Consider the following 22,480-nt stretch of genomic DNA (forward strand, 5'->3'; position numbering starts at 1 on the left):
GCTTTTAATTCCTTAAATTAACGAAAATAACATTTGTTAAACAAGACCAGCTTTATGAATAAAACCATTATCGTTTCGAATCGATTACCACTACAAGTAAAACTCAAAGAAAATAACGAACTAGAGATCATTCCAAGTGTAGGAGGACTCGCTACCGGAATGAAATCAGTTCATGCTGAAGGAAATGGAATTTGGATAGGTTGGTCAGGGTTAACAGAAGAAGAATTAACCGATGATCTCAAAGATCGGGTTGACAATGCAATAGCCGCAGAAAAGTGTGCCACAGTCCAACTTTCTCAAAATGATATAGACAATTATTACTTCGGCTTCAGCAATCGTACGTTATGGCCTTTATTCCACTACTTCATGGAATATACGGAGTTTGAAAAAGATTTTTGGGAATCGTATAAAAAAGTGAATGAAAAATTTGCTGAAGTGGTACTCGAAAACCTCGACGAAGGCGATACGGTATGGGTACATGATTATCAACTGCTCTTGCTACCTCAAATGATCAAGGATAAGAAGCCAAATACCTCCATCGGTTTCTTCCTTCATATTCCCTACCCATCCTATGAGATCTTCAGAACTTTTCCCTGGAGGGAGGAAGTTCTTCACGGAATGTTGGGCTCTGACCTCATCGGATTTCATACCTATGATTATGAACGACATTTCCTGAGCTCGGTCAAACGAATACTCCGACTCGAGGTTAAGTTCAATGAAATCGTATATTACGACCGTATCATAAAGGTGGATTCATTCCCGATGGGTATCGATTATAAAAAATTCTATGATGCCGCTGAAAATCATATGCAGCAGGAACAAAATGAACGTTCGGAACTGCAGCAACGTCTGGATGATCATTTACAGGCCGATGAAGAGACCAAGCTCATACTTTCAATCGACAGAATGGACTACACCAAAGGGATACCAAACCGTATCCGTGCCTATGAATATTTTCTGAACAAATACCCGCAATTCAAAGAAAAGGTTCGTCTGATCATGTTGGCAGTACCCTCCCGATCGAATGTTCCACAATATCAATTACTCAAAAAGGAAACCGACGAACTGGTAGGCCGGATCAATGGACATTTCGCCACGGTAAGCTGGACTCCGATCTGGTATTTTTACCGTTCGATGCCTTTTGAAAATCTCATCGACCTTTACACCTCTTCGGATGTAGCCATGATCACTCCTGTTCGCGACGGTATGAACCTGGTTGCCAAAGAATATATCGCCACAAGAACCAATAAGGACGGCGTATTGATCCTTAGCGAAATGGCCGGGGCGGCCAAAGAAATGAACGAAGCACTGGTGGTCAATCCGAACAATTTCGAAGAACTCGCCGATGCTATGAAACAGGCGCTGGAAATGCCGATGGATGAACAAAAAAGAAGAAATGCCATTCTGCAGGAACGTCTCGCGCGATACAGCATCGAGAAATGGGCTACCGAATTTATGAAATCACTCAAAGCCACACAAAACCTGGGAGATGTGATCGTTTCCAAGCGCATGTCTTCGGATGTAGAAACCGAAATGATCCATAGTTTCAAAAAGGCAGAACAGAAACTATTACTTCTGGATTACGACGGTACACTCACCGGCTTTCAGAATAATCCACAAGATGCCAGTCCCGACGCTGAATTATTCGAACTGATCGATAAGCTAAATACCCTCGAAAATGCTGATGTCGTGATCATCAGCGGGCGAGACAAAGCAACTTTTACCAATTGGTTCGGTAACCACGACTACAATCTGATCACCGATCATGGTGTATGGCTAAGAAGAAAACACAAAGACTGGGAGGCACTGGAAAGGCTCAAAACAGACTGGATGGTAAACATCCGCCCTATTTTGGAATCATTCGTTGACCGGACTCCGGGAACCTTCATAGAAGAAAAGCAATATTCACTGGCATGGCATTACCGCAAGGCCGATCCTGAGCTGGCTCAAATTAGAACCATCGAGCTGAACACTGTTCTTACAAGCCTAATTTCCAATAACGATCTGACCGTCTTAAACGGCAATAAGGTCATGGAAATTAAAAGCAGCAGCGTGAATAAAGGCCGGGCCGCATCCCGTTTACTTTCAGAAAAGAACTATGATTTTACCTTTGCCATCGGGGATGACTGGACCGATGAATATATGTTCGATGAATTACCCAAGGATGCTTATACTGTTAAGGTCGGATTTGTAAAGACCAAAGCAAAATACTATGTGAAAAGTAATAATGAAGTTCGAAACCTATTAGAGAAATTTCTGAACTAAAACGTTAAAATAGCAGCTTTTTTAAGGTATACATTTATATTTGTGAGGAACCAGGGAACCTCAGGGTTCCTCAAAATTCTTATGTAACCAACTCAATTTAAAATTTTCATGAGAAAACTCACTACCCTTGCCTTATTACTATCATTTTTTGCACATTCACAAACCGATCAAAAGATCTATGATATCATAGACAACATCTCTCCGGAGAGGATCGAAGCCGACATCACCACCTTGGTCGGATTCGGCACCAGACATACGCTGAGTGATACCGTTTCCCAAACCAGAGGTATCGGTGCCGCCAGAAGATGGATTAAATCTGAATTTGACAAAATCGATAAAAACTGCGGTGATTGTCTGGAAGTATTCTATCAGAAGAACTTTGTTGAAAAAGGTAGCAGCGAAAGAATATTTCAGGATGTATGGATCAACAATGTCGTTGCCATTCAGCGAGGCACCAAATATCCGAACCGATTTATCATAATGAGTGGTGATATCGATTCACGGGTAAGCGATGTAAATAACAATACCGCTGATAGCCCGGGTGCAAATGACAATGCCAGTGGAATGGCGGGAACGATAGAAGCAGCCCGGGTACTCTCCAAATACAAGTTTGAGAACAGTATTATTTACACCGGACTCTCCGGTGAGGAACAAGGTTTGCACGGAGGGAAAGGACTTGCTGAATATGCCAAGGAAAAAGGTTGGGAGATCATCGGGATCTTCAATAATGATATGATCGGAAATATAAAAGGTGTTGATGGCATTATTAGCAATACCGACTTCCGTATCTTTTCTGAACCAGTTCCTCCAACGGAAACCGAACGACAAAGAAATATGAGACGCTTCTACGGCGGAGAGGTCGATGGGATTTCACGGCAATTAGCTCGGTATGTATACAAAACAGTAACAACCTATATGCCTGAAATGAACCCCATGCTGATCTACCGCTTAGACCGATTCGGCCGCGGAGGACATCACAGACCTTTTAATGATGCAGGGTTCGCCGGAATACGTATCATGGAAGCTCATGAAAACTATACACAGCAACATCAGGATCTGAGAACAGAGAATGGAATAGCGTATGGAGATGTACTCGAACATGTCAATTTTGATTATGCTGCGAAACTTACGGCAGTGAATGCGATCAATCTGGCCTCTATCGCATGGGCACCTCCGGCTCCGGAAGAAGTTGAGATCGGCGGAATCGTTGAGGCTGATGTAAAATTAAAATGGAAACCTTCTCCCGGTGCTGTTAGTTACAAGATCTATTGGAGAGATACCACTTCCCCTACGTGGGATCACAGTAGAAATGTAGGTTCAGCAACAGAATTCAAGCTTGAAGGCGTTGTGATCGATAATTTCTTCTTCGGTGTTTCTGCTGTTGATGAAGAAGGTCATGAAAGTGTTGTCACCTTTCCTTCAGGAATAATTAGAAACCGATAATAATTAAACCCTACAGTTTATACAACCCGATTAACGATGAAACGAATATTGCTCACCTTGCTTATCTGTGTTACTGCCGTTGTTCAGGCTCAGGAAACAAATTTCACCAAACAGGACACTCTCAGAGGTAGTATCACCCCTGAAAGAGAATGGTGGGATCTTACCTTTTATCATCTGGACATCAAAGTAACTCCCGAAGATAAATATATCGAAGGAAAGAACACCGTTCGGTACCGAGTGATCAAACCTTACAACCTCCTGCAGATCGACCTGCAAAGTCCGATGCAAATTGACAAGGTTACTCAGGATGATCAGGAACTGGAGGTGATTCATGAAGGCAATGCGCATTTCATCAAACTTAAAAAAACACAAACGGCCGGTGAAGAAAATGAAGTGGTCGTTCATTATTCCGGACATCCCCGGGAAGCCGTACGCGCTCCCTGGGACGGAGGACTCTCCTGGAAAAAGGATGTGAATGGAAATCATTTTGTTGCCACCTCCTGTCAGGGACTCGGAGCCAGTGTATGGTGGCCCTGCAAAGACCACATGTATGATGAAGTAGATAGTATGAAGATCAGTGTTAATGTGCCTGCCGATCTTATGGACGTTTCAAATGGCCGACTGGTGGGTACTGATGACCATGGAACTACCAAAACCTGGCACTGGCAGGTGGATAACCCGATCAATAATTATGGAGTAAATATCAATATTGGTGATTATGTACACTTCGGAGAGGTTTATGAAGGTGAAAAAGGTCCGTTAGATATGAACTATTATGTGGTTTCCTATAACCTTGATAAAGCTAAGGAACAATTTAAACAGGCACCCATGATGATGAAAGCTTTTGAACACTGGTTTGGTCCGTACCCATTTTATGAGGATGGTTTCAAACTCGTAGAAGTACCCTACCTCGGCATGGAACATCAGAGTTCCGTAACTTACGGAAACCAATACGGAAACGGCTATCTGGGAAGAGACCTATCTTCAACCGGTTGGGGACTGAAATTTGATTTTATTATTATTCACGAATCTGGTCATGAATGGTTTGCCAATAACATCACATACAAGGATATAGCGGATATGTGGATCCATGAAAGTTTTACCGCCTATTCCGAAGGACTGTATGTAGAATATTATTATGGGAAGGAAGCCGGAGCAGACTATCTGATAGGTACCCGTAGTGGTATCCGTAACAACAAACCGATCATCGGTAATTACGATGTGAATAATGAAGGTTCCGGTGATATGTATCCGAAAGGAGCCAATATGCTTCATACGATCAGACAACTAGTGGAAGACGACGAAAAATGGAGAATGATGCTGAGGGGACTTAATAAAGAATTCTATCATCAAACGGTGACGACCAAACAGATCGAAGATTATATTTCCGATTATACCGGAAAAGACCTTACAGCGCTGTTCAATCAGTATTTGCGCGACATAAGAATACCAAATCTGGAATATCGTATAAAAGGCAAACAACTTGAATTCCGATATACGGATATCGTCGAAGATTTCGATATGCCGGTCATCGTTGAGGTCGACGGTAAATCTGAATGGATCTTTCCGGAAAATAACTGGAAGTCCCTTGCTTTCAAAAATGACATTAACAAGCTGAAAGTCAATAAGAATTTCTATATTAGAAGTACCGAAATGAAATAAATACAGCTAAAAACTGTTTTTATTCTACGGATTACGAAACTGGGGATCGATGCGGTAAAGGTATAATAAAAGTGATCTGACTAACAGGCTCAGATATTCCATTTACAGAATTCCAATATAAACCAGCAATAATACGTTCAAGAATGAAAACTTTTAAATTGTTATTTATAATTGCCTGCCTGGGTCTGACAGGCTGTAAGGAGGAACAGGCAGAAAAGGAGGCTCAGCGCGAAATAGGCTCCTACACCATCAAGCAGTTTCTGGACACCGAAAATGTTTTTGACAATAGCTTTTCGTATGATGATTCCAAGATCCTTTTAACCAGCAACAAAACAGGAATCTATAATTTATATACGGTTCCCTCATCCGGAGGTGAATTCATTCCTTTAACGGAGTCAGACAGCTCTTCGATACTAGGAGTATCTTATTTCCCAAAGGATGATCGTATTCTATTCAGAATGGATGACAATGGTGATGAGGTCTACAAGATCTATCTTAAAGACAGTACCGGTGTTAAACGACTGACTCCTGCAGAAAATGTAAGAACACTTTTCTATAAATGGGCTAAGGATAATAATAGTTTCTATTTTGCCAGCAACGAACGTGATCCGAACTTTATGGATCTACTTGAAATGTCGACGGAAGACTTTTCTACGAAAGTTGTCTATGAGAATAAGGAAGGGATGGAGATCACCGACATCAGTGATGACAAAACTTATGTGGTTCTAGTTCAACCCCTGAACACCAATGATACTGATATCTATCTGAAGAATCTCAAAACCGGAGAGAAGATCAAGGTGAATGAACGCCAAAGCGGAAATACCCCGATGGATTTCAGTCCGGACGGAAAATGGTACTATTATACCTCCGACGAGGGCTCTGAATTCAGTTATCTGATGCGTTTCAATCCTGAGTCAAAGGTCTATGAAAAAGTAACCGAAAAAAGTTGGGATATATCCAATTTCTATTTTACGCATAAGGGCACCTATTCGGTATTACTTACGAATGAGGATGCCTCCAATAAACTGGAAGTAAAACGCACAGCAGATAACTCCACGGTAAAACTTCCTCAGGTTGAAGGAAAACAGATTCTTGGGATCAGTATATCCAGAGATGAGAAAATGGCTATCCTCGATGTGGGTAATTCCAATACACCCACCGATCTATATTCCTATAATATGGAGAGCGGTGAAACATTCCGTCTGACCAATGTACTGAATGAAGCTATAAATCCGGAGGATCTCGTCGCTGCAGAGGTAGTTCGATTCAAATCATTCGATGATCTGGAAATTCCGGCTATCTATTATAAACCGGTTCAGGCAACACCCGATCAAAAAGTTCCAGCCCTTGTATGGGTACATGGTGGTCCGGGAGGACAATCAAGAACAAATTACTCCTCTCTGATACAGTACCTTGTTAATCACGGGTATGCCGTTCTGGCGGTTAATAACAGAGGAAGCAGCGGGTATGGTAAGACGTTCTATCAAATGGATGACCAGAATCATGGTGATAAGGATCTTAAAGATTGTATCGCCGGAAAAGACTGGCTGGCCTCACAAGACGTCATAGATTCTTCTAAGATCGGAATATTAGGTGGTTCTTATGGAGGTTATATGACCATGGCAGCACTTACCTATGCTCCTGACGAATTTGAAGTGGGCGTAAATCTATTCGGTGTTACAAACTGGTTGCGTACTTTAAAAAGTATTCCGCCGTGGTGGTCTTCTTTTAAAGATGCACTCTATCAGGAAATGGGAGATCCTAATACTGTAGATTCAGTAAGATTAAAAGCCATTTCTCCATTATTCCATACGGATCAGGTAAAAAAACCACTCATCGTACTTCAGGGTTCGAAAGACCCCAGAGTTTTACAGGTTGAGTCAGACGAAATCGTTGCCGGCGTTCGTAAGAATGGAGTTCCGGTTGAATATGTCCTTTTCGAAGATGAAGGTCATGGTTTCGTAAAGAAAGAAAATCAAATCGAAGGATACGAGCAGATCCTCAACTTTCTGGATGAATACCTGAAAGGCGAAAGCCATGATCCGGATATGGATGCCACTAAGGAAATATCGACAGAATAATATATATTTACAATACTATAATCTTTTAGATTCCTGCCTGATGTAATCCTGCTCAGGCAGGAATCTTTTTTTAAACACGTAACCCAAAATAGACCTTATGAGCAAAAAAATTCGCATTTTTCTATGTATCGCATTTACCGGTATGTGCCTTCATTTACACGCCCAGGATAGAGGTGACGATAATTGGGGGGCCTGGTACATGTACTTCGGAACCAATAAAATTTCAGAAAAATGGAGTATCCATACCGAGGCACAATTCCGATTCTACGAGATCACTTCCAACTTTAATCAACTCTTATTAAGAACAGGGGTCAATTATCACATTTCACCAAAAGCCATAGCCACATTAGGGTACGGTTTTATCGATACGGATACCGACTTTATGGATCAACCGGGTGAGGAGAAATTAAAAGAACACAGGATATTTGAACAATTTATATTAAAAAATAATTTAGGGAAATTCGCCTTTGAACATCGATACCGGTTCGAACAACGCTTTCTGCATCGCTATGATGAAAGCGAGACGCAACATCGGGCCCGATACCGTCTTCAGATCACCTACCCTCTCGGTACGCATTGGTTCCTGAATGCCTATGATGAAATATTTATCAATTTGCAAGAACCCGTATTTGGTCAGAACCGACTTTATGGTGCTGTGGGATACAAAGTGAATAAAGACCTTAGCTTTCAATTCGGTTATTTAAAGAATCATTTTACAGGGATAAACTTCGACCGTCTTCAACTGGCAGTCTTTTTTAACACAGATTTTCTAGTTAAAAACAATAAATAGTATTTACTTCGTTTACTTTAACAGATAGTAGTTTTAAAGGAATGTACCCGGTATAAAATGTTCCCTAAAGGGGATATTCAGGCAATATCTTTGCGATTCCACATTAAACTTACTATCTTAGAAAAGATCAATTAACATTTAAAAATGAAAATGAAAAAATTCTTAGGTTTATTTATTGCGGTTTCCTTCTTAACTACAGTAAGTTGCAAAAGCGAAAAGAAAAAAGAAGCAGAAACACCTGTACAGGAAGAGACAAAAATTGAAACCCCAGCAGTTAAAAAAATAACGGTTACCATGGAACCGAAAAGCGAAAGCGAAGTTAAAGGTAACGTAGTATTTACAGAAGAAAACGGAGTAGTAACCATGACAGCCGTATTTGAAGGACTTGCTCCGGGGGAGCACGCTATTCACCTGCATGAGAAAGCAGATTGTAGTGCTGAAGACGGAACTTCAAGTGGTGGTCACTGGAATCCTACATTTGCCCAGCACGGTAAATGGGGTAGCCCTGACGGGTATCACAAAGGTGACATCGGAAACTTTACCGCAGACGAAAATGGTAATGGTACCATCACTTTCGAGACCGATGAATGGTGTATCGGATGTGGTGATGCAAACAAGGATATCGTTGGTAAAGCAGTGATCGTACATCAAGGTACCGACGACTATGTTTCACAACCCAGTGGTGCTGCAGGTGCAAGAGTAAGTTGCGGAGGAGTTATCCAATAATTTATCGAACACCCCGGATTCTTAAAGAATTCAAACAAAAAATTAAAAGCGGATCAATGATCCGCTTTTTTTATTCCCCAAATCCTAATACAACACTACAAAACAGCTGGTTACCTAACATTTTTTCATGCATTTCGTGCCGTTTATTCCACAAGTATCGTATTTTTATATCAGACGCACACGCTTTTAATTAACTCAACATCAAAGCATTATGAAAAAAGTATTAAGATTATTACCTATACTCCTCTTACCGTTTATTATTGGTGCCTGTTCCGGTGATGATGATGCCAGTAATGACACAAGTACTCTGGAATATGATATTATCGTGATTAACGAAACGGCTTACGATCTGAATATTTATGTGGATGCACTGGACGAAGGCGATGCCGGATTTACCGACTATGGTATCGTACTTTCCGGGCACGACCGGGAAATCAGTTCGTTTAAAGCGAATATACAACATGTGCTCAGAGCTACTCTGGAAGGAAACCTGCCCTCAGCATTTGTCTATGAAACAAATTTCACGAATAACAGTAATGGCGATATAGAAATATTGATCTTTTCGATCGATTAATCAAAGTTCTAAAAAGGAATAATCTCTCGTCAAAACACATCATTTTGACCGGCTGTATTTTAAAGATTCCCGGAGGTAACTTTACGTAGGAAGCTGCTGTTACAGAATCGTAGAAATGTATTCCTGGTACAACAGAAACGACTCCTTTCCGTCCCGAAATAAACTCGTGTATTCTCAATCCAGGTGACCGTTTCTAATTGCAAAGATCAGCACAATTAAATAAAATGAACAACCCTTAAAACAGCGTGATTACACCTGTAATAAGGGTTGTTGTTGCTATATCCTTAATTTCTATCAGAGTCCGCTAATATAACTACCATAGAGATCATTGAACTGATGACCTTTTACAAAACGGTTCTTACTAAGTTTTTTATGAACGGATAGTCCCCAAAGCAAAAACTCTCTCATAAAATCCTGTTCAACGGGATCGGTATCCGGTTGATATTTAGAGATCAGGGTATTCAGAGGTTCCACACCGGAAAGTAAATGATGATAATCTTCATTGGATAGTTCGTCATCGATCTCGAACCCGCTTCCTTCAAAGAACCATAGTACGATCTCATCATAGGGCCCTTTAGCATTAGGCTTTTCTAATTTTTCGATCTTCGGGAAACAAGTGTCGAACAGTGACCTTACAGCCTCATTAATCAAATGCATGGCTACCACGGCTGCCCCTTCCTGCTCTCCTTCATAAACGAGTTCCACTTTCCCCGTGATACTGGGTATCACCCCCATAAAATCGCCCATTCGAATAACCGTCTCCGATTCATCATTGATCAGCATTCTCCTTTCAGCAGCACTGATGAGATTTTCAAGGATGGTTATGCTCATTCTTGCACTTATACCACTTTTATGATCTATATATTCGCTTTCCCGTGCCTCAAAGGATATTTGCTCTATCAGATCCCTGGCAAGTTCGGGCACTCGGATACTGTCTTTTTGAATCGATTTAAGATGGGCTTCCTGTGCGGTGATCGTCTTGGCGATCTCGATCTCTTCCGGATAATGCGTAAGTATCTGTGATCCTATCCTGTCTTTTAAAGGCGTTACGATACTTCCCCGGTTGGTATAATCTTCCGGGTTTGCCGTAAAAACGAATTGCAGATCCAGTGGTAACCGCAATTTAAACCCACGAATCTGAATATCTCCTTCCTGAAGGATATTGAATAAAGCAACCTGAATCCTGGCCTGCAGATCGGGAAGTTCATTGATCACAAATATGCTTCTGTTAGCCCTGGGTATCATCCCAAAGTGTATCACCCGATCATCTGCATAACTCAACTTGAGATTTGCAGCTTTGATCGGATCCACATCACCGATAAGGTCTGCTACCGTTACGTCAGGTGTTGCAAGCTTTTCAAAGAAACGCTCATCACGATGCACCCAGGCAACAGGGGTATCCTCACCTTTTTCTGCGATAAGATCTTTAGCATAACGTGAAATTGGTTGAAAAGGATCATCGTTGATCTCTGACCCGGCAATTACAGGTATCCATTCATCCAGGAGTCCTACCATCAATCTGGCAAGCCTTGTCTTTGCCTGACCTCGTAACCCAAGGAGATTGATATGATGCCTGGCAAGAATGGCCCGTTCCAGTTCCGGGATTACTGTATTTTCATATCCATGTATTCCTTCAAAAACGGTTTTACCACCTTTGATGGAACTGATTAGATTATCCCTGAGTTCGTTCTTTATGGATTTAGACGTGTAGCCTGCAGATTTGAGTTCGCCTAATGTGGTTATATTTTTATAATCCATTGATCTGAGTTGTTGAAGTGTTAACTATTAGCCTCTTAATCTTCTTTTCCTGTTATTTTCGTAATCTTCAAAAATCATTTCTCCCAACCCCTTTAAACCGGTAAAAAATGCCTTTCCTTTATTCGCCTCGGTAAACTGCCTTACAAATTGCATCAGATACGGATCTCTTGCAATCATAAAAGTGGTAATGGGAATATGAAGACGCCTGGCTTGTCTGGCGGTATTATAACATTGTTCCACAATATACCGATCCAGTCCGACACTATTCATGTAATATTCTCCATCCGGTTTTCGGATACAACTGGGTTTACCATCGGTGATCATGAATATCTGTTTATTGGTATTGCGTTTTCTGCGAAGAATGTCCATCGCCAGTTGCATACCTGCAACCGTATTGGTATGGTAAGGACCTACTTTAAGGTATGGAAGGTCTTTGATCGATATGGGCCATGCATCATTTCCGAATACCAGAATATCCAGTGTGTCTTTCGGATAACGGGTGGTTATGAGTTCAGCGAGCGCCATCGCAACCTTTTTAGCGGGCGTGATCCGATCTTCTCCGTAAAGTATCATGCTGTGACTGATATCGATCATCAAAACCGTACTCATCTGAGCCTTTAAATGCGTTTCCTCGACTACCAGATCATTCTCGTTCAATTGAAAGCTATCGATACCATGATTGATCTGGGCATTACGCATACTTTCGGTCATCGAAATGCGTTCCAATGGATCTCCAAACCGAAAATCCCTGAAGTCACCTGTGTGTTCATCACCTCTTCCAGTATAGTTTGTGCGGTGATTTCCAGACTGACTTCTTTTGATCTTTCCGAAAATCTGATCGAGCGCATGCTTTCGAATCAACTGCTCAGTTTTGGCTGTGATCGATATATTTCCTTTACCATCACCTTCTCCTGAACCGTCGGGATCGATCTCTTCCCGGATATATCCTTTTCGCTTCAAATCTTCAATAAAGTCGTCGATGGTATAATTCTCATCAGTAAGGCTATATTCCTTATCGAGTTCTCGCAACCAATCTATCGCTTCGTCAAAATCACCTGAAGTATGGGTGATCAATTCCTTGAAAATTTCGAATAACTTTTCAAAAGGCGATTGGTCTGGCGCCTTATATGTCTCGAAAACAAATCCTTTGATGTTCCTGTGTTTCATAGCCCTATAAAATTACGCCTTTTTTAGGAAGAACACCAAACGCTGTCTCTCGTAAAACCGGGCTGTGTTCTCACAAAAAAATGATTTTAATATTTTTTTTGTAGTATTGTACGCTAACTTTATAACCTCATGACTAAATCACTTCTACTATGCTTTACAGCACTATCCTTTAGTGCTTTTTCGCAAGAAAGTTCAGATACCCTGAACATCGACACCGAAGCTTTTTTCCAGGCAAGGATTGACAGCATCGAAAATTCATTTCATTACCAACACGGAACGATCGAAATTGGTGAAGGCCTTGCCACCATAACGGTACCGGAAGGATTTAAATTCCTGGATGCAGAGCAGAGCCAGATTGTATTGACCGACCTTTGGGGGAATCCTCCCGCGGAAACCTACGGACTCCTGTTTCCCGAAGATATGAGTCCAATCCACGAAAATTTCACCTACGCAGTTGAAATCACCTATTCAGAAGATGGCTATATAGATGACACCGATGCAAGAGAACTGGATTACGATGAACTGCTGGCTGAGATGAAAGAAGACATGAAATCTACTAACCCGGCTCGGGTTGCAGAAGGGTATCCCGAAATCGAACTGATCGGATGGGCTTCTGCTCCCTATTATGATTCGATGAACAAAAAACTACACTGGGCTAAGGAGTTGCATTTTGGAGGCGAAGATGAAAATACACTGAACTACGAGATCAGAGTGTTGGGTCGTAAAGGATACCTGAACCTAAATGCGATCGGGAATATGCCAGCCCTGCCAATTATTCAGAATGATACTGAGACTATTCTTAGCAGTGTTAACTTTAATGAAGGATATCGCTATTCAGATTTCAATCCAGATCTTGACGAAGTTGCAGCTTATGGAATCGGCGGACTCATAGCCGGTAAGGTTTTGGCAAAAGCAGGTTTCTTTGCGGTAATTTTAAAATTCTGGAAAGTTATCGCCTTAGGAGTTGCCGGTGGTTTCGGAATTCTAAGAAAGAAGATCTTCGGCAGTAAAGACAATAAAGAATCCGCATGATGTAAATACATGAATCATCATAAAAAAGAAGGGATAGCTAACGCTATCCCTTTATTTTTGCCCCTTGTACGATACCGTATTTATCGATCAGATAGATCAATGAGGTCATGGTAGCAGCACCTAGCTCCAACTCCCTTTTATTGACATGTTCAAAGGTGTCATTCTCCGCGTGATGATGATCGAAATAGCGCTGAGAATCCGGTCTGAGTCCGGCGAGCACCGTACCATCTCCTTTTAGCGGGCCTATATCGGCACCACTACCTCCTTTTTCGAACAAATGGATCAGATAAGGTTCGAATAAAGGCTTCCATGCAAGAATCCTTTCGTAATTCTTCGCATCGCTATCAAAAGAAAAACCGCGTGGTGTAAATCCTCCTGCATCACTTTCCAAGGCAAAAACATGATTTTCACCTTTTTCTTTAGCTACTTCAGCATATTTATTACCTCCTCTGAGTCCGTTTTCCTCGTTCATGAACAATACTACACGTATGGTTCTTTTTGGTGTATACCCTGATTCCTTTAACAATCTCAAAACTTCCATACTTTGCACACATCCGGCTCCATCGTCATGAGATCCGTCACCCAGATCCCAGGAATCCAGATGTCCACCCACAGTGATGATCTCATTCGGATACGTACTCCCTTTGATCTCTCCGATCACGTTATAAGATTCAACATCCGGGAATACCCGACATTTCTGACTGAAATAGAATTTAAGTCCGGGATCCAATGCCAGCATCGTGCTCAGCATCTCAGCATCATTTGTACTGATCGCCGCTGCAGGAATTCGCTGATCAACAGGCAATTCTCCATATCCCATACTTCCGGTATGAGGATAATCATCGAGACGAAGATTCATGGAACGCACAATAACTCCTACTGCACCGTATTTCACTGCCTCAGCAGCTCCCGAATATCTTTGATCAACACATCCGCCGTACGCCGCAAAAGTACTGATGAGATCCGCCTGCATCGGACGATTAAAGAAAACGATCTTTCCCTTGATCTTACTTTCACCAAGTGCTTTCAGATCCTCAAGCCCTTTTACCTCAACCATTTCAGTTTTGAGACCTCCATCAGGTGTAGCCACGGACCCACCCAGTGCGCAAATATTTACGGAAGTAGTCTTGCCGGGCTCAGATTCGACATAAGCATATTCTTTAACACCACGTGTCCATTTCGGAACCATCACCGGTTGTAACCATACACGATCGAGGCCCAGAGCTTCCAATTCCTGTTTGGTATAACGAACGGCTCTTTCCGCATTCAGCGACCCGGATAATCTTCCTCCGATCTGATTGGAAAGATAATCAAGCCACTCATAGCTCTTTCCGTTCAGCAGCGATTGTTTATAGATTTCCTTTAATTGATCCTCATCAGATTTCTGAGCCATAAGGCTTGTAGAAATCATGAGCATTAGCAAGAGTATTCTTTTCATGTTTAGGTAATTTTGCCACTAAAATGATTAAAGCACTTTAATGATCGTGTTAATTATTCAATAAATTTTCAATCTCCCGAAAGCTCTTTACGATATTCATCCAGATTAGCTTTGATTTCGGGTGGTAACTCCGGCTCATCGATATCCTTTATTTCCTTAAGTTCATCGAAGATAATATCCGCAACGATCACTCTTGCTGCATTCTTATCATCCGCAGGAATCACATACCAGGGAGCATGGCCAAAGGAAGTCTCGTTGATCGCTTCTTCATAACATTCCTGATACCTATCCCATAATCGCCGTTCTTTGAGATCTCCGGGAGAGAATTTCCAATTTTTTTCTTCCTTCTCAATGCGACGTAACAACCGGTTTCGCTGTTCTTCCTTCGACAAATGAAGAAAAAATTTAAAGATGATCGTACCGTTCTCACTGATGTGTTTTTCAAAATGCCGGATCTGTTCAAAGCGACTGAACCAAAATCCTGCATCTACATCCTCCACAGAATTGATTCCGGGAATATTCTCGCCAAGTATATACTCCGGATGTACCCGGGTGACCAATACATTCTCATAATGGGTCCGATTAAATACTCCAAACTTCCCTCTTGCCGGTAAGGCGATATAATGTCTCCAGAGGTAATCATGCTTTAATTCGAGATCGGTTGGAGTTTTAAAACTGTGAACCACGACCCCCCGCATATTGAAATCTTTGAATACCTCACGTATAAGACTATCCTTTCCAGCCGTATCCATACCCTGCAGACAGATCAGTACCGCATATTTTCCGTGTGCATACATTTTGTCCTGAAATTTCCCAAGCTTGACCCGGGTATCTTCAAGACGTTCCTCAAGCTCCTTTTCACTGGCATTTAAGGTGTCTAAAGTAGGAATTTTACTCAGCTTTATTTTGGAATCTACGCGAAAATCGGATGATTTTATTTTATCCATCATGTAAGAAATTAGAAATTTAACACTGTAAACAACATAGAATCATAAGTTTACCACAAAGTTTTTTAATATCCAATTTAAATTGTATTATTGCTATGCCCAATTTTAACGAACCTAATCTTATTATGTTATGAAGAAAATACTTCCACTTATTTTCTTTCTCCTGGCTATATCCCAATGGGGAAAGGCACAATGTTCCACTGCATACTCTTCAGCGACTTATGCTTTGGCACATACCAAGAAATCATTCAAAGCCGATAATTTCGATCATCAGAAATATTATGCTGAACGTGCATTAGAAGCATTTGAGAAGACCAAGGAACAAGTTACTGCCTGCGGATGTGACAATGCACTTACTCCGATCATCGACGGAATCGATAACCTTAGTCAGGCCGTGGATCCAGAAGATTGGGAGGCAGGTCGCTTCTATGTTCAGAAAGCCCTGGATAATGCCAGAGATCTGATCAATGAGATGGATATCTGTACCAGTGCTCAGACCTCAACAGTAAATTATTCACTCGACACTTCATCATCTTCGACATCGACTACCCCGGTAGCGAATGATGGTAGTCTGCTGGCAAAACAAAAGGAACTTGAAGCACAGCAACAAGCCCTGATTGCGCAACAAAGAGCTCTCGAGGAAAAGATCGTGGAACAGCGAAAACTAGCTGAACAGGCTCGACTAAAGCGTCAGATGGAACTGGAGGAACAAGTAAAACTGAAAAGAGTTTCGGAGGCTTCACTTACGGAACTTGAAAAGAATTTAAAGAACCTCGCATTGAACTATGGTTGTGATGCAGCTCTTAATACCTTGAACGGCGATTATATGCGCTCAGATGCTGCGCTGGAATCTGAAACGCTGGCTCAAACCAGAGCCTATTACCTCAATAAGGCTATAAAAATGCAGGAAAAAGCATTGGAGGCTCTTAAAAGCTGTGCAACATCAGCCAAATAGCAACTTCAAATATCCAACAACCAACCAAAAAAAAACACTGCCATTGCAGTGTTTTTTTTTGATTTTTACGTCCTATTAATATCAGAAACTATTTACTGGCAAACAAACGAACATCTTCCTCGGTAACTTCCTTACCTCCCAGGATGCATAGTCTTTCCACCACATTTCTGAGTTCCCGGATATTTCCGGTCCAGTCGTATTGCTGAAGCAGTTCCAGAGCAGCCGGATTAAAAACCTTTTTCCCTGTCCCCTGCTCCTCAGCTATCTTTTCCGTAAAATGATCTACTAATAAAGGTATATCATCCCTGCGATCATTCAGTGAGGGAACATTGATAAGAATTACAGCAAGACGATGGTAGAGATCTTCTCTGAAATTACCGTTTTCGATCTCCTTTTTCAAATTTTTGTTGGTTGCCGCAATAACGCGAACATCAATTTTAATATCCTTATCACTACCTACCCGTGAGATTCGGTTCTCCTGTAAAGCACGTAATACTTTAGCCTGGGCTGAAAGGCTCATATCTCCGATCTCATCCAGAAATATCGTACCCCCATTGGCAGCTTCGAACTTACCGGCTCGGTCTTTAATCGCAGAGGTAAAAGCCCCTTTGACATGTCCAAACAATTCACTTTCTATGAGTTCTGATGGTATCGCTGCACAATTCACTTCAACCATAGGAGAAGCAGACCTGGGACTTTTTTCATGGAGCCAGTGAGCTACCAGTTCTTTACCGGTACCGTTAGGCCCAGTAATCATGACTCTGGCATCGGTAGGCGCAACCTTTTCGATGATATCCTTGATATGATTGATCGATTCACTTTCACCGATCATTTCATAGTTCTTACTTACCTTTTTCTTAAGTCTTTTGTTTTCAACCACTAGTTCTTTCCGATCAAGGGCATTACGAACTGTATTCAGCAAGCGATTCAGATCCGGGGGTTTAGAGATATAATCAAAAGCCCCGAGGCGCATTGTGTTCACCGCAGTATCGAGGTCGCCATGTCCGGAGATCATCACGAAAGGAATCTCAGGTTTTAAAGCGGCTGCCGTTTCCAGTACTTCAACACCATCCATTTTAGGCATTTTAATGTCACAAAGAACCAGATCAAAATCTTCTTTTCTGATCAGTTCGATTCCGTCTAGTCCGTTCTCTGCTTCACTGAGCTGATATTTATCGTTTTCTTCAGAGAGGATCTTTACCAAAACACGACGAATGGCGGCTTCATCCTCTATTACTAATATCTTTGACATTCAAGTGGTATTTATTATTGAAATATAGGCATTTCATCAATGAAGTGCCTGTTAAAGAACTTTTAATATTCTGACCGATCAAAAGCCTTGCCAGCTTCTGTACCAGGCGATCATTTATACCGCAACCATTTGAAAATTTCCTTATATGTGGGTTTCTTTCCATACATAAGGATTCCTACCCGATAGATCTTTGCCGCAAAAGAGACGATCAGGAAGAATGTAAGTATCAACAATACCACGGAAGTAATCAATTGCCACCAGGGTACCCCGTCACCACCGATACCAGAAGGTAAACGCATCAGCATTACGATGGGAGAAGTTAAAGGTATCAGTGAAAAAGCAACGGCGATAGGACCGTTTGGGTTTTCAAAGACCGAAAAGAAGCCGACGTAGATCGCCAGCATCAACGGCATGATCACCGGAAACATAAACTGTTGGGTGTCTGTTTCATTATCCACCGCTGCCCCGATCGCAGCATATATCGAACTATAGATCAAATAGCCAAGTGTAAAGTATAAAAGGAATGAAATAAAGAGCGTGACCCAGGGAAAGGTCATAAGCTCGTTCACATAAAGTTGTATGGTCTCACTGGACTCAGAGGCCTCCTTTATTGCACGAACAGTATTTTCATCCAGATTGGGTCCGTTGGAAAAAAGATCAACTTTGATACCCATAAAATAAAAGACCAATACCGAAAGAAAACCTGCCGAAATGATCCAGATAATAAACTGAGTAATTCCTGCCAGTGAAGTACCTATGATCTTCCCCAGCATTAATTGAAAGGGTTTAACCGAAGAAATAATTACCTCGATAATCCTGCTCGTCTTTTCTTCGATCACACTTCGCATCACGAAGGCACCATAGATAATGATGAACATCATGATAAGATATCCAAATCCGCCTCCGATAGCTGCTTTGATCTCATTGATCCCTTTCAGACTTGTATGCCCGGAATAGGTGGATGTTCTCAATTGAAAACTACTTCCTATATTGGAGATCTGATTGGCTGACACTCCCAGTTCCTCAAGTTTTTCCTCTCGTATTCGCTTTTGGATTTTAGATTCCAGTACTCCCAGAACACCCATGGAAGGCGACTTTTTGGAATAGAAGGTAATCTCTGAAGAAACCTCATCGATGGATGATTCGTCAGGAATGTGCAGTAAGCCGTAAAGTCCCATTGAAGCAACTGAATCTTTAGCTTCCTGGAGACTGATATTTTTGAGATCTATATAAGATACTTCCGGTCCGGATATAAACTGATTTGCAAAAAACGGACTCTCGTCCAGTACGGCTATCAGGTTCTTTTCATCACTGTTCACTTGCGTAAGAAAAACGACCAGTGCGATCATTCCCACGATCAGGATCGGACTCAGGATCGTGAGTACGATAAATGATTTATTTCTGACCTTAGCGAGATATTCCCGCTTGATTATGAGTAAAAGCTTATCCATCTAATTCTTTCCTACCTTTTCGATAAATATTTCATTGGCACTGGGTATCACCTCCACAAAATGGCTGACGGTTGCACGGGAAGACAAATATTGAAGGAGGTCATTTGAATGCTGACCTTCCGGAAGTTTTATCCGAAGTTTAACTTCATCTTCCAGCGATTTAAAATGAGCAGTTTCCGTTTGAAACCTTTGCGCTAATTCCTTTTGTAGTCCATCCTTGTCGGAAGTGAGCAAACCAACCTCAAAAGTGTTGTTTTTATAATTCCTCTTGATATCTGCCAGATTACCGTCCAATATCTTTTTAGAACGGTTGATCAATGCTATATGGTCACAAAGTTCTTCGACCGATTCCATTCGGTGAGTCGAAAATATAACGGTTGCTCCATTTTCCCTAAGATGCAGGATCTCATCTTTGATCAGATTGGCATTGATGGGATCGAAGCCACTAAAAGGTTCATCGAAGATCAGCAAGTTTGGTTTGTGTAGTACAGTAACCACGAACTGTATCTTCTGAGCCATTCCTTTCGACAATTCCTGAACCTTTTTATTCCACCAGTCACCGATATCCAGACGGTCGAACCAATAAGTCAGTGCCGCTTTTGCCTCCGCTTTACTCAAACCTTTCAACTGGGCGAGATACATCGCTTGCTCCCCCACCTTCATCGATTTATAAAGTCCGCGTTCTTCCGGAAGGTATCCAATGTTACGGATATGTTCCGGCATAAGCGGTTTCCCGTCGAAATAAACTGCGCCAGTATCGGGATATGTGATTTGATTAATTATACGTATCAAAGTGGTCTTCCCTGCACCGTTAGGCCCGAGTAAACCGAATATGGTTCCCTTAGGAATTTCGATACTCACATCATCAAGCGCGGTATGATCTCCAAAGGATTTGCTGACGTGTTCAGCCACCAATAAATTTGACATAGATTTTTGTTTGTTCAAAGATATTCAATTGCTCATAAAGAGCATTCCTTTCGTCCGCAAACTTTATAAAAATGCCGTGGAAAAGAGCATGATAATCCCAAAATAAAAACCCACCCTTAATATGGATCAAGGATGGGAAAAAATTGCTATGAAAAAGAAAAAATTAACACTAGCCAGAAACCAGTGTCCTTACAAAGATATGTTTTTTTGCAAAATGGCAAAGCCAAATCACGAAAACATATCCTTCACTTTTTCAAAAAATGATTTATCACTTTTTTCAGGATTTGGCCTGAAATTATCATCGTCAATCATACGTTCAAAAAACTCCTTTTGTTCTTTGTTAAGTGTCTTGGGAGTCCATACGTTCACATGTACCAGAAGGTCTCCGCTACCATAGCCATTAATGCTTGGTATACCTTTACCTCGAAGACGCAGAATCTTACCTGACTGAATACCTTCTTCCAGTTTAATTCTTACTTTACCACCGATGGTATCGATCTCTTTTGAAGTACCCAATATCGCTTCCGCAATATTGACATACAGGTCGAAATGAAGGTTGTCACCCTCCCGCTTCAGTGTATCATGTTCGAGCTCCTCAATGGCCACCAAAAGGTCTCCAGGAACCCCGTCTCCGGGGGCCTCATTACCTTTTCCACCCACCTTGAGTTGCATCCCGTCAACAACTCCTGCAGGAATCTTGATTGAAACGGTCTCTTCAACTACTTTCAGACCCTGTGCATCGGCGTCATGGGGTTTATGATCAATCACTTGTCCGGCACCGTTACAATGGTTACAGGTTGTTGCGGTCTGCATTCTACCCAGGATCGTATTGGTGATACGGGTTACCTGACCACTACCATGACAGGTCGGACAAGTTTTATAGGTAACGCCATCTGCTTGTACCTTCCTCCTTACCTTGACTTTTTTCTCAACACCATTAGCGATCTCCTCCAGGTTCAGTTTCACACGAATACGGAGATTACTACCCTTAACCCGGGCACGTCCTCCACCAAATCCGCCAAATCCTCCAAAACCGCCACCAAAGGCACTTCCAAAAATATCACCGAACTGACTGAAGATATCATCCATATTCATTCCGCCACCGCCGAAACCACCGCCTTCAAATGCTGCATGACCATACTGATCATAACGTGCACGCTTATCAGGATCACTTAATACTTCATATGCTTCAGCAGCCTGCTTAAACCTTTCTTCGGCTTCCTTATTACCCGGATTCTTATCAGGGTGATATTTTATAGCTTGCTTTCGATATGCTTTTTTGATCTCTGTCGTCGTTGATTTCTTATCAATCTCAAGTATTTCGTAATAATCTTGCTTCATGGAACTCATTAAATGGGGATCACTGTATTAGTTATCGACTTTTGTATATTATTTTTTGTTGAATCGTTACTGACAATACGTCTGACAAGACTATTGCCCTACGACAACTTTGGGATGTCTTATGATTCGATCACCGAGCTTATAACCCTTCTCGATCACATCGATGATCTTACCCTTAAGATCCTCGGAGGGTGCCGGGATCTGTGTGATCGCTTCATGGAGCTCTGCATCAAAAGCATCACCCTGAGCTACCTCTACAATCGCCAACCCTTTATTTTTAAGCGTATCCTTAAGCTTATTGCTAATAAGCTCAACACCTGTAAGAACATCTCCTTCATCATTCTTTGCTAATTCTGCAAGTGCACGATCGAAATCATCCAGCACTGGCAACATAGAAACCATGATGTCCTGACCTGCTGTCTTATACAATTCCATACGTTCCTTCGAAGTACGCTTCTTATAGTTCTCGAATTCTGCAAATAGTCGCAGAAATTTATCTTTCTCTTTTTGCAGTTCTTCCTGCATTACTTCGGTTTCAGATTGCACCTGTTCATTTTCGGCCTTTGCGGTTGCAGCATCTTCCTGAACCGGAGCGCCCTGTGTTTCTATATTTTCATCTGTCATTGCAGTATCTTTTTCCTTAGCTTTCTTAGACATATTTATATTTTCAG

The 22,480-nt window shown here is 41.7% G+C and carries 18 protein-coding genes; 9 read left to right on the forward strand and 9 right to left on the reverse strand.

What is annotated here, in order from left to right; translation table 11 throughout:
* The first annotated feature begins 54 nt into the window (after window positions 1-54).
* The 7 genes from DMZ48_RS09810 (at window position 55) to DMZ48_RS09840 (ending at window position 9,541) form a co-directional block, all read left to right on the forward strand.
* Window positions 55-2,265 (forward strand): bifunctional alpha,alpha-trehalose-phosphate synthase (UDP-forming)/trehalose-phosphatase, encoded by a 2,211-nt coding sequence (locus tag DMZ48_RS09810; RefSeq protein ID WP_143954955.1) that lies wholly within the window; start codon window positions 55-57, stop codon window positions 2,263-2,265.
* Between the two features lie 108 nt (window positions 2,266-2,373).
* Window positions 2,374-3,708 carry a M28 family metallopeptidase gene (locus tag DMZ48_RS09815; protein ID WP_143954956.1) on the forward strand — a complete coding sequence of 445 codons (1,335 nt, stop codon included), beginning with the start codon at window positions 2,374-2,376 and terminating at the stop codon, window positions 3,706-3,708.
* A gap of 36 nt (window positions 3,709-3,744) precedes the next feature.
* Window positions 3,745-5,370, forward strand: a complete 1,626-nt coding sequence (locus DMZ48_RS09820; RefSeq protein ID WP_143954957.1) for a M1 family metallopeptidase — start codon at window positions 3,745-3,747, stop codon at window positions 5,368-5,370.
* A 143-nt stretch (window positions 5,371-5,513) separates the two neighbouring features.
* Window positions 5,514-7,451 (forward strand): S9 family peptidase, encoded by a 1,938-nt coding sequence (locus DMZ48_RS09825; protein WP_143954958.1) that lies wholly within the window; start codon window positions 5,514-5,516, stop codon window positions 7,449-7,451.
* A 97-nt stretch (window positions 7,452-7,548) separates the two neighbouring features.
* Complete coding sequence (locus DMZ48_RS09830) at window positions 7,549-8,241, forward strand: DUF2490 domain-containing protein (RefSeq protein ID WP_143954959.1); 693 nt, start codon at window positions 7,549-7,551, stop codon at window positions 8,239-8,241.
* A gap of 150 nt (window positions 8,242-8,391) precedes the next feature.
* Entirely contained in the window at window positions 8,392-8,967 is a 576-nt protein-coding gene (locus tag DMZ48_RS09835) for a superoxide dismutase family protein (RefSeq protein WP_143954960.1), read from the forward strand.
* A gap of 211 nt (window positions 8,968-9,178) precedes the next feature.
* Window positions 9,179-9,541: a hypothetical protein gene (locus DMZ48_RS09840; protein WP_143954961.1), complete on the forward strand. Its 363-nt coding sequence runs from the start codon at window positions 9,179-9,181 to the stop codon at window positions 9,539-9,541.
* Between the two features lie 294 nt (window positions 9,542-9,835).
* On the opposite strand, the gene DMZ48_RS09845 is transcribed toward DMZ48_RS09840, so the two are convergent.
* Together DMZ48_RS09845 and DMZ48_RS09850 are read right to left on the reverse strand one after the other, a co-directional pair.
* Entirely contained in the window at window positions 9,836-11,299 is a 1,464-nt protein-coding gene (locus DMZ48_RS09845) for a magnesium chelatase (protein ID WP_143954962.1), read from the reverse strand.
* 27 nt (window positions 11,300-11,326) lie between these two features.
* A complete protein-coding gene (locus DMZ48_RS09850; protein ID WP_143954963.1) occupies window positions 11,327-12,466 on the reverse strand; it encodes a vWA domain-containing protein in 1,140 nt (379 codons plus the stop codon).
* A 129-nt stretch (window positions 12,467-12,595) separates the two neighbouring features.
* Here DMZ48_RS09850 and DMZ48_RS09855 point away from each other — a divergent pair, with 129 nt between their 5' ends.
* Complete coding sequence (locus DMZ48_RS09855) at window positions 12,596-13,498, forward strand: DUF2167 domain-containing protein (RefSeq protein ID WP_143954964.1); 903 nt, start codon at window positions 12,596-12,598, stop codon at window positions 13,496-13,498.
* A 43-nt stretch (window positions 13,499-13,541) separates the two neighbouring features.
* Here DMZ48_RS09855 and DMZ48_RS09860 read toward each other — a convergent pair whose 3' ends face one another.
* Both DMZ48_RS09860 and DMZ48_RS09865 read right to left on the reverse strand, forming a co-directional pair.
* Window positions 13,542-14,936: a M20/M25/M40 family metallo-hydrolase gene (locus tag DMZ48_RS09860; protein WP_143954965.1), complete on the reverse strand. Its 1,395-nt coding sequence runs from the start codon at window positions 14,934-14,936 to the stop codon at window positions 13,542-13,544.
* A 68-nt stretch (window positions 14,937-15,004) separates the two neighbouring features.
* Window positions 15,005-15,883, reverse strand: coding sequence for a PPK2 family polyphosphate kinase (locus DMZ48_RS09865; protein WP_143955053.1), 879 nt, complete (start codon window positions 15,881-15,883; stop codon window positions 15,005-15,007).
* 130 nt (window positions 15,884-16,013) lie between these two features.
* On the opposite strand from DMZ48_RS09865, the gene DMZ48_RS09870 reads away from it, so the two are divergent.
* Complete coding sequence (locus DMZ48_RS09870; protein WP_143954966.1) at window positions 16,014-16,838, forward strand: hypothetical protein; 825 nt, start codon at window positions 16,014-16,016, stop codon at window positions 16,836-16,838.
* Between the two features lie 88 nt (window positions 16,839-16,926).
* Here the strand turns inward: DMZ48_RS09870 and DMZ48_RS09875 are convergent, their stop codons facing one another.
* The 5 genes from DMZ48_RS09875 to DMZ48_RS09895 form a co-directional block, all read right to left on the reverse strand.
* Window positions 16,927-18,090: a sigma-54-dependent transcriptional regulator gene (locus DMZ48_RS09875; RefSeq protein ID WP_143954967.1), complete on the reverse strand. Its 1,164-nt coding sequence runs from the start codon at window positions 18,088-18,090 to the stop codon at window positions 16,927-16,929.
* 110 nt (window positions 18,091-18,200) lie between these two features.
* On the reverse strand, window positions 18,201-19,541 hold the full coding sequence (locus DMZ48_RS09880; protein ID WP_143954968.1) for an ABC transporter permease: 1,341 nt from the start codon (window positions 19,539-19,541) through the stop codon (window positions 18,201-18,203).
* Window positions 19,542-20,468, reverse strand: coding sequence for an ABC transporter ATP-binding protein (locus DMZ48_RS09885; RefSeq protein ID WP_143954969.1), 927 nt, complete (start codon window positions 20,466-20,468; stop codon window positions 19,542-19,544).
* Window positions 20,469-20,696: 228 nt separating this feature from the next.
* Window positions 20,697-21,809, reverse strand: a complete 1,113-nt coding sequence (dnaJ, locus tag DMZ48_RS09890) for a molecular chaperone DnaJ (RefSeq protein ID WP_143954970.1) — start codon at window positions 21,807-21,809, stop codon at window positions 20,697-20,699.
* A 90-nt stretch (window positions 21,810-21,899) separates the two neighbouring features.
* On the reverse strand, window positions 21,900-22,466 hold the full coding sequence (locus DMZ48_RS09895) for a nucleotide exchange factor GrpE (RefSeq protein ID WP_143954971.1): 567 nt from the start codon (window positions 22,464-22,466) through the stop codon (window positions 21,900-21,902).
* Window positions 22,467-22,480: the final 14 nt, after the last annotated feature.

The sequence above is a fragment of the Robertkochia solimangrovi genome, from assembly GCF_007279655.1.
Lineage (GTDB): Bacteria > Bacteroidota > Bacteroidia > Flavobacteriales > Flavobacteriaceae > Robertkochia > Robertkochia solimangrovi.